At 61.7% G+C, this 7464-nt stretch carries 8 protein-coding genes and 1 pseudogene; all 9 read left to right on the top strand.

What is annotated here, in order from left to right:
* The first annotated feature begins 48 nt into the window (after positions 1-48).
* Entirely contained in the window at positions 49-1356 is a 1308-nt protein-coding gene (locus tag JNN06_RS10625) for a flagellar hook protein FlgE (RefSeq protein WP_291239564.1), read from the top strand.
* A gap of 9 nt (positions 1357-1365) precedes the next feature.
* Complete coding sequence (flgK, locus tag JNN06_RS10620) at positions 1366-2817, top strand: flagellar hook-associated protein FlgK (protein ID WP_291239563.1); 1452 nt, start codon at positions 1366-1368, stop codon at positions 2815-2817.
* 1 nt (position 2818) lies between these two features.
* Positions 2819-3820: a flagellin gene (locus tag JNN06_RS10615; RefSeq protein ID WP_291239562.1), complete on the top strand. Its 1002-nt coding sequence runs from the start codon at positions 2819-2821 to the stop codon at positions 3818-3820.
* A complete protein-coding gene (locus JNN06_RS10610; RefSeq protein WP_291239561.1) occupies positions 3817-4911 on the top strand; it encodes a flagellar basal body P-ring protein FlgI in 1095 nt (364 codons plus the stop codon). The genes JNN06_RS10615 and JNN06_RS10610 overlap by 4 nt, the downstream gene beginning before the upstream one ends.
* A 134-nt stretch (positions 4912-5045) precedes the next feature.
* Positions 5046-5879 (top strand): urease accessory protein UreD, encoded by an 834-nt coding sequence (locus JNN06_RS10605; RefSeq protein WP_291239560.1) that lies wholly within the window; start codon positions 5046-5048, stop codon positions 5877-5879.
* On the top strand, positions 5876-6178 hold the full coding sequence (locus JNN06_RS10600) for an urease subunit gamma (protein ID WP_291239559.1): 303 nt from the start codon (positions 5876-5878) through the stop codon (positions 6176-6178). Before JNN06_RS10605 ends, JNN06_RS10600 begins: the two co-directional genes overlap by 4 nt.
* A 72-nt stretch (positions 6179-6250) precedes the next feature.
* Positions 6251-6742: a HupE/UreJ family protein gene (locus JNN06_RS10595; RefSeq protein WP_291239558.1), complete on the top strand. Its 492-nt coding sequence runs from the start codon at positions 6251-6253 to the stop codon at positions 6740-6742.
* A gap of 1 nt (position 6743) precedes the next feature.
* Positions 6744-7049 carry an urease subunit beta gene (locus tag JNN06_RS10590; RefSeq protein WP_291239565.1) on the top strand — a complete coding sequence of 102 codons (306 nt, stop codon included), beginning with the start codon at positions 6744-6746 and terminating at the stop codon, positions 7047-7049.
* Positions 7049-7464, top strand: a pseudogene (gene ureC / locus JNN06_RS10585) (urease subunit alpha); the annotation flags it as partial. The gene JNN06_RS10590 and the pseudogene ureC, both read left to right, overlap by 1 nt.

The raw sequence follows: 7464 nt of genomic DNA, 5'->3' as shown, positions 1-7464 counted from the left end.
CAGGGTGGGCTTCGATCGGGAATCGAAGCTTAGAAAGGCGCGCTCTCCATGACGATTTCTTCTGCTCTCAACGCGGGTGTGGCCGGGTTGAACGCCAATGCCTCGCGCTTGGCCACCATTTCGGACAACATCGCCAATTCGGGCACCTATGGGTACAAACGGGCGACCACCGAGTTCGAGGCGTTGATTCTCACCAGCGCCTCGCCCTCTGGCACCTATGTCGCCGGTGGCGTGCGCTCTGCCGCGGCACGACAGATTGATGAACGCGGCGCGCTGATCGGCACGGCCAATGCGCTGGATCTAGCCATGTCGGGCCGTGGCATGCTGCCCGTCACCCGGATTTCGGCGGTGGATTCGCCGTTGAACGGCAATGATCTGATGATGACCTCCACCGCCTCGTTCAACCTGAACGAAGACGGCATTTTGCGCAGCCCCTCCGGCCTTGTCTTGCTGGGCTGGCCTGCCAATCAGGATGGCACCATTCCCGTGCAGCCACGCGACACCATCTCGGGGCTGGAGCCGATCTTTGTGGATGCGAATGCCCAGGTCGGTGAGGCGACGACGCAGGTGAACCTGAACGTGAACCTGCCCGCCACCGCGACCCGCGCGGGGGCCACGATAAGTTCCATCCCGCTTTCGGTGGAGTATTTCGACAATCTCGGCACCTCGTCGACGCTGGAATTCACTTTCACCCCGACGGTTCCGGCCACGGGCCAATCCAACACCTGGACGGTGCAAATCACCGATTCGGCGCAGAACAATGCTGTGGTCGGTGAATTCAGTGTGGAATTCGACGCCAGCCGCGGCTCGGGCGGGGCCGTTCTGAACGTGACCCCGCTCAGCGCGGGCACCTATGACGCGGCGACCGGCATGCTGGACATCACCACGGGTTCCGGCACCATGCAGGTCGATATCGGGATCATCGGCGAGAAAAACCGCCTGTCGCAGCTTTCGGATGTGTTCACCTCCACCGGCGTGACCAAGAACGGCGCGCCATCGGGCACCCTGACCGAGCTGACGGTGGATGAGCGGGGCATGCTTGTGGCGGCCTATGACACTGGCTTCACCCGGGTGCTTTATCAGGTGCCGGTGGTGGATGTGCCCAATGTCAACGGTCTCACGGCGCTGAGCGACCAGACCTATGAAATCTCGCCCGAATCCGGGCCCTTCTTCCTGTGGGATGCTGGCGATGGCCCGACGGGCGAGATCGTGGGCTATGCCCGAGAGACCTCGACCACCGATGTCGCGGCCGAACTGACCAGCCTGATCCAGACACAGCGCGCCTATTCGTCGAATGCCAAAGTCATTCAGACGGTGGACGAGATGCTTCAGGAAACCACCAACATCAAACGCTAAGGACAAGTCATGAGCCTGATCTCCGCCATGAATTCGGCGATCAGCGGCCTTGCTGTCAGCAGCCGCCTCGCCGATCTCACCTCCACCAATATCGCCAATGCCGCAACGCCCGGCTACCTGCGCAGGCAAGCCGATGTCAGCTCTGCCGTGCTGGGCGGGGAGGGGGCGGGGGTCACCATCAATGGCATCCGCCGCGATCTCAGCCTGTATCTTCAAAACGAACGTCGGGGGGCGGAGGCTTCGGTCAGCAATCAGGATGCGCGCGCCACGTTTTTGGCGCGCGTCGAAACCAGCCTTGGCACGGATTCGGAAAACAGCCTGATGGGCCGGATCGCCGCTTTCGACACCGCGCTGATCGCGGCGGCCAGCCGCCCTGAATCGGATGCGCGTCTATCAACGGTGCTGACCTCTGCACGGCAGGTCATTGACCACATTGGCACCACGGCCAAGTCCATTCAAACGGCCCGGACCGAGGCCGACAGTGCCATCGCCGCAGAGGTTGATGTGCTGAATTCCGCCTTGGCCCAGGTCGAAGAGCTGAACGGGCGCATCGTGGCCGCCAATATCGCTGGCCGTGATTCGACCGGCTTGCAGGATCTTCGGCAACGACAGATCGACCAGATCGCAGGCATTATTCCGCTGCGGGAAATTCCGCGCGAAAACGGAATGATCGCTCTCTACAGCACCAACGGGTCACCTTTGCTGGAGGGCAAGGCCTCTGAATTCGGTTTTTCGGCCACCCGTGGCATCACCGCCGACATGACCCTTTCTGGCGGACAGCTGAGCGGGCTGACCATGAATGGCCGCGACATGAGCACCGAAGCCAATGGCCTGCTTGCCGGCGGCAGCTTGTCCGCGCATTTCGCCGTGCGGGATGAACTTGCACCGGCGGCACAGGCCAAGCTGGACGGGTTGTCGCGTGATCTGGTGGAAAGATTCCAGGCGAGCGGTCTGGATTCGACCCTGCCCTCTGGCGCCGCAGGCCTTTTCACCGATGGTGGCGCAGCCTTTGTCAGCACCGATGAGGTCGGGCTTTCCGCGCGCCTGCAAATCAATGCCGCAGCAGACCCCGAGCAAGGGGGCGCGCTGTGGCGGCTGCGGGACGGGCTGGGGGCGGCCACGACGGGCTCTGTCGGAGATTCCACATTCATCAACAGGTTACGGGGCGCGCTGACCGCCGAAACCACCCCGGCCAGCGGCGCATTGGACAGTGGGCCGCGCAGCCTTGCGGCCTTGGCCTCTGACATCACATCGCGGGCAGCCCGGGATCGGGTAACCGTGGAAGACCAGCTGACCTTCGCCCAATCCCGCGCCACAACCCTGCAAGAGCAGGAGCAGGTTCACGGTGTCGACACGGATCAGGAGCTGCAAAACCTGCTGCTGATCGAACAAAGCTATGCAGCCAACGCGCGGGTCATCCAGACCATCGACGATATGCTGGCCACATTGATGGAGCTCTGACATGAGTCTCGTTTCTCTCGGCGATCTGGCGCAAAGTCTGATCCTGCGCCGCAATATGAACACCACGAAACTTCAGGTGCAGACGCTTTCGCAGGAAATGACAACGGGTGTCACATCCGACGTCGCGCGGCATCTTCGGGGCGACCTCGGCCCTTTGAACGGGCTGAACCAGACTCTCAGTCAGCTGGCCGGGTTCAAGTCTGTCACCACTGAACTCGATCTTTTTGCAGGCTCGATGCAGACGGCCCTCGAAAGCCTGGACGGTTTTGCAACAGCGCTGGCCACGCCATTGCAATCGGCCTCGGTTGCAGGAAATGAGGCAGCTCTTGACGCGATGGGCGGCGAGGCGCAGCAGAAGTTCGAAGCGGCCATCGGCTTGCTGAACACGCGTGTCGGCGACAGGGCGCTTTTCTCTGGCAAGGCAACCGACCGCGCACCGCTGCCCGATGGCACCGCCATTCTGAACCAGCTGCAAACCCTCGTGGCGACCGAGGTTACGGCAGATGCGGTGCGAGACGCCGTATTCGCATGGTTCGACGACCCGGCAGGCTATGCGGCACTTTATACGGGTGATGCCCCTCTGGCGGCTGTCGAGATTGGTCAGGGTGAGGAAGCTCGGCTGAACGTCACCGCCGAATCCGCAGGTGTGATCGAAACGCTGAAAGGGCTTGCGATTGCAGCATTGACAGCCGATGGGGCGACCGCGCTGACAACCGAAAGCCGCGCCAGTCTTGGCATCATGGCGGGTGCGAGCCTGATGGCGAGCCAAGGCGCGCGCGCAGATATGCGCGCAGATCTCGCGGTGACAGAAAATCGCATCGCCGCCGCGCAAACCCGCAATAGTGCAGAGACCACCGCGCTTGAAATCGCACGCGCAAAGCTGGTGGAGGTTGACGCCTATGAGGCGGCGACGGAGCTGACTTCTGCGCAGACGCGGCTTGAAACCATTTATGCCATCACGTCGCGTCTCTCCTCCCTCAATCTTGCGAGCTACCTGCGATGATCCGCCTGATCTTCTGTCTGATGCTTCTGGCTTTTCCGGCGATGGCCGGCCCGATACGGATCAAGGATCTGGTCGAATTCGACGGCGTTCGTGGCAACGATCTGGTTGGCTATGGTCTGGTCGTCGGCTTGAACGGGACGGGCGATGGCATTCGCAACGCGCCCTTCACTGAAGAAATCATGGCAAATCTTCTGGAAAGGCTCGGCGTCAATGTGAATGGCGAGGAGTTCAGGCCCAAAAACGTTGCTGCGGTGATGGTGACTGCCAGTTTGCCGCCCTTCGGGCGGTCCGGCGCGCGGATTGATGTGACCGTTTCTGCCATCGGCGATGCCAAAAGCCTGCTTGGCGGCACTTTGATCATGACGCCGCTGAACGGCGCCGACGGTCAGATTTACGCCGTCGCACAAGGCACAATCATTGCTGGGGGCATCTCGGCCGAAGGGGATGCGGCGCGGGTTGTGCAAGGCGTGCCAACGGCGGGCGTGATACCTTCTGGTGCGCGGATCGAGCGCGAGGTTGAATTTGACTTCACGGCTGTCACATCCCTGCGGCTGGCACTGCGGGAGCCGGATTTTACCACCGCCGCGCGGATCGAGGATGTGATCAATCGCGAATTTGGCCGTGACATCGCCACCATGACCGACGCGGGCACCGTGTCGCTGGATCTGACGCGAACCAGAATGGCCTCGCCGGCGCATGCGATGGGGCGCCTTGAAAACCTGCTTGTCGAACCAGAAACGCGCGCCCGGGTGATCGTGGATCAGCGTTCCGGCACGATCGTGATGGGGTCTGATGTGCGCATCAGCCGTGTTGCAGTGGCTCAGGGAAACCTGACTTTGCGCGTGGAGGAGGCGCCCGTCGTTGTACAGCCCAACCCCTTTGCCGAGGGCGAAACGGTTGTTGTGCCGCGCAGTAATGCCGCCATCGAAAAGGCGCCGGGAACCGGTTTGGCAGAGGTGCCGGATACTGCGACGCTCTCGGATGTTGTCGCCGGTTTGAACGCGCTTGGTGTGGCGCCGCACGACATGATCGACATTCTGAAAAGCATCAACGCCGCTGGCGCTTTGCATGCGGAGTTCATCGTCCAATAACTGCCCGGGTTTTGGCGCTTTAGGTGAAAGTTTAATCATCTGCGCTGAATATGAGCAAAGATGCTGAAAGGAGTGCCACGGAATCTTGTCGTTTCAAGCCTAACGCGCAGTCTTCCCTCATGTTGGAGGGCAAGATGCTGGATGGCAGAGGCTGGCAAGCATTGCAGCGCAGCGCAGGGAGGGCCGAAGTGGCCGTTGAGGCCGGGCCTCATGGTGCCCATTTGCGCAAGCTGCGGCAGGAAGGCAGCGCCAAGGCCTTTCTGCCCAAAGGTGCGCCGAACGAAGCCGTTTTCCTCAACACGTCCGGTGGGCTGACTGGAGGCGACAGACTGTGCTTCTCGCTTGATCTGGGCGACGGGCTCGACTTTACGGCCACCACCCAGACGGCAGAGCGGGCCTATGCGAGCGCGGATGGCACGGCAGAAATGCGTGTCGCTGCCACTGTCGGTGCGAATGCGCGATTTGCTTGGCTGCCGCAGGAAACGATCCTTTACGAAAACTCCCGCTTGCGCAGGGTGACAGACATATCCTTGGCGCAGGGCGCGACTGCGCTGATCTGCGAAATGATCATTCTGGGCCGACATGCGATGCAGGAGAAGCCCAGGGCCATTTCATTTCAAGATGTTAGAAGGGTTCATCACGGCGGGCGCCTGTTATGGTCCGAGGCAATCCGGCTTGGCCCTGGCCACTGTGACCGGCACCAAAGTACAGCCATCCTTGGCGGCGCCCGGTGTTTTGCCACTCTGGCCCTGTTGGGTCGCGACGCCGAAAGTGCTGCCGCAGCGCTGTTGCCGCATATGGATAATCCCGCATGCGAGACGGCAATATCCGCCTGGAGCGGGAAACTTATTCTTCGCGCAGCCGCCCATCACAGTTGGCCCCTCCGGTGCCAGCTTGCCCAGATTCTGTCCTGTCTGCGCGGAAAGCCAATGCCGCGGGTCTGGCAAATGAATGGAGATATTCTATGAACCTGACACCGCGTGAGCGCGAGAAATTGCTTGTCAGCCTGGCAGCCATGGTCGCGAGGAATCGCCTTTCGCGCGGGGTCAAGCTTAATCATCCCGAAGCCATCGCGCTGATCACCGATTTTGTTGTGGAGGGCGCGCGCGATGGGCGTTCGGTTGCCGATCTGATGGAGGCCGGAGCGCATGTGATCACTGCTGCGCAATGCATGCCCGGTATCCCCGAGATGATCCATGCGGTTCAGGTCGAAGCGACCTTTCCCGATGGAACCAAACTCGTGACCGTCCATCACCCCGTTCGTTGAGAGGCTGAAATGAAACGCATTCTTGCTATCTTCGCTGTTTTGCCCAGCCCCGCGCTCGCCCACGGAGGCCATATGGGGCATGAGGCTTTCCTGGCCGGTCTGACCCACCCGCTTGGCGGGGCGGACCATTTGTTCGCCATGGTAGCGGTTGGGCTTTGGGCTGCGACGCTGGGCGGGCGCGGTTACTGGTTGTTGCCAACCGTGTTTGTGGTGGCAATGGCGCTTGGAGGCAGTCTTGGTGCCATGGGCCTGCCCTTGCCGGGTGTGGAGCCAGGTATTCTTGCCTCGATCCTTGTGATTGGAGGGGCGGTTTCATTGGCCGTGAAGGCGCATCCCCTGCAAGCGGCTGCAATTGTTTCATTTTTTGGTTTGCTTCACGGCCATGCTCATGGGGCAGAGGGGCCATCAAGCGGGCTGGCGGTCTATGCTGCCGGGTTTGTGCTGACCTCCATGGCCTTGCATCTTCTTGGGTTGCTGGCCGGGCGCGCGCTGCATGCGGCGGCCCTGCGCGCAGCGGGGGGTGCGACCGTGCTTGGCGCTTTGGCGCTGGCAATCGGGGGCTGACATGATACCGGGCGAAATTTTCCCAGCGACAGATCCGATCACCCTGAACGAGGGGGCCGCGTGCATCACCGTGATGGTGGAGAACACCGGCGACCGCCCGATCCAGGTGGGAAGCCACTATCATTTTGCCGAAACCAACGCCGCGCTTGCCTTCGATCGGCAGGCGGCGCTTGGCATGCGGTTGGATATTCCATCGGGCACGGCCGTGCGCTTTGAGCCCGGCCAGGGCCGCGAGGTGCGGTTGACCCCCTTCGGCGGATTGCGCCGGGTTTTCGGTTTCAACCAGCTGGTCATGGGAGCTTTGTGATGGCCGTGAAAATCTCGCGCCCCGCCTATGCGGCAATGTACGGACCGACCACCGGCGATCGCCTGCGCCTGGGCGATACCGAGCTGATCGTGGAGGTGGAGCGCGATCTCACCCTTTACGGCGAGGAAGTGAAATTTGGCGGCGGCAAGGTGATCCGCGACGGCATGGGGCAAAGCCAGGTCTCGCGGGCCGGTGGCGCGATGGACACTGTGATCACAAACGCGCTGATCATTGACCACAGCGGTATCTACAAAGCCGATATTGGCCTGCGTGATGGCCAAATTGCGGCGATAGGCAAGGCGGGCAACCCCGATACCCAGGCCGGGGTCACGATCATCATTGGGCCGTCGACCGATGTGATCGCCGGGGAAGGCCGGATTGTGACGGCGGGCGGGATGGACGCGCATATCCATTT

It is taken from the genome of Gemmobacter sp. (assembly GCF_016792925.1).
Lineage (GTDB): Bacteria > Pseudomonadota > Alphaproteobacteria > Rhodobacterales > Rhodobacteraceae > Gemmobacter.
The sequence above is the reverse complement of the archived record's forward strand: the minus strand, read 5'-3'. Positions and strand labels throughout refer to the sequence as shown.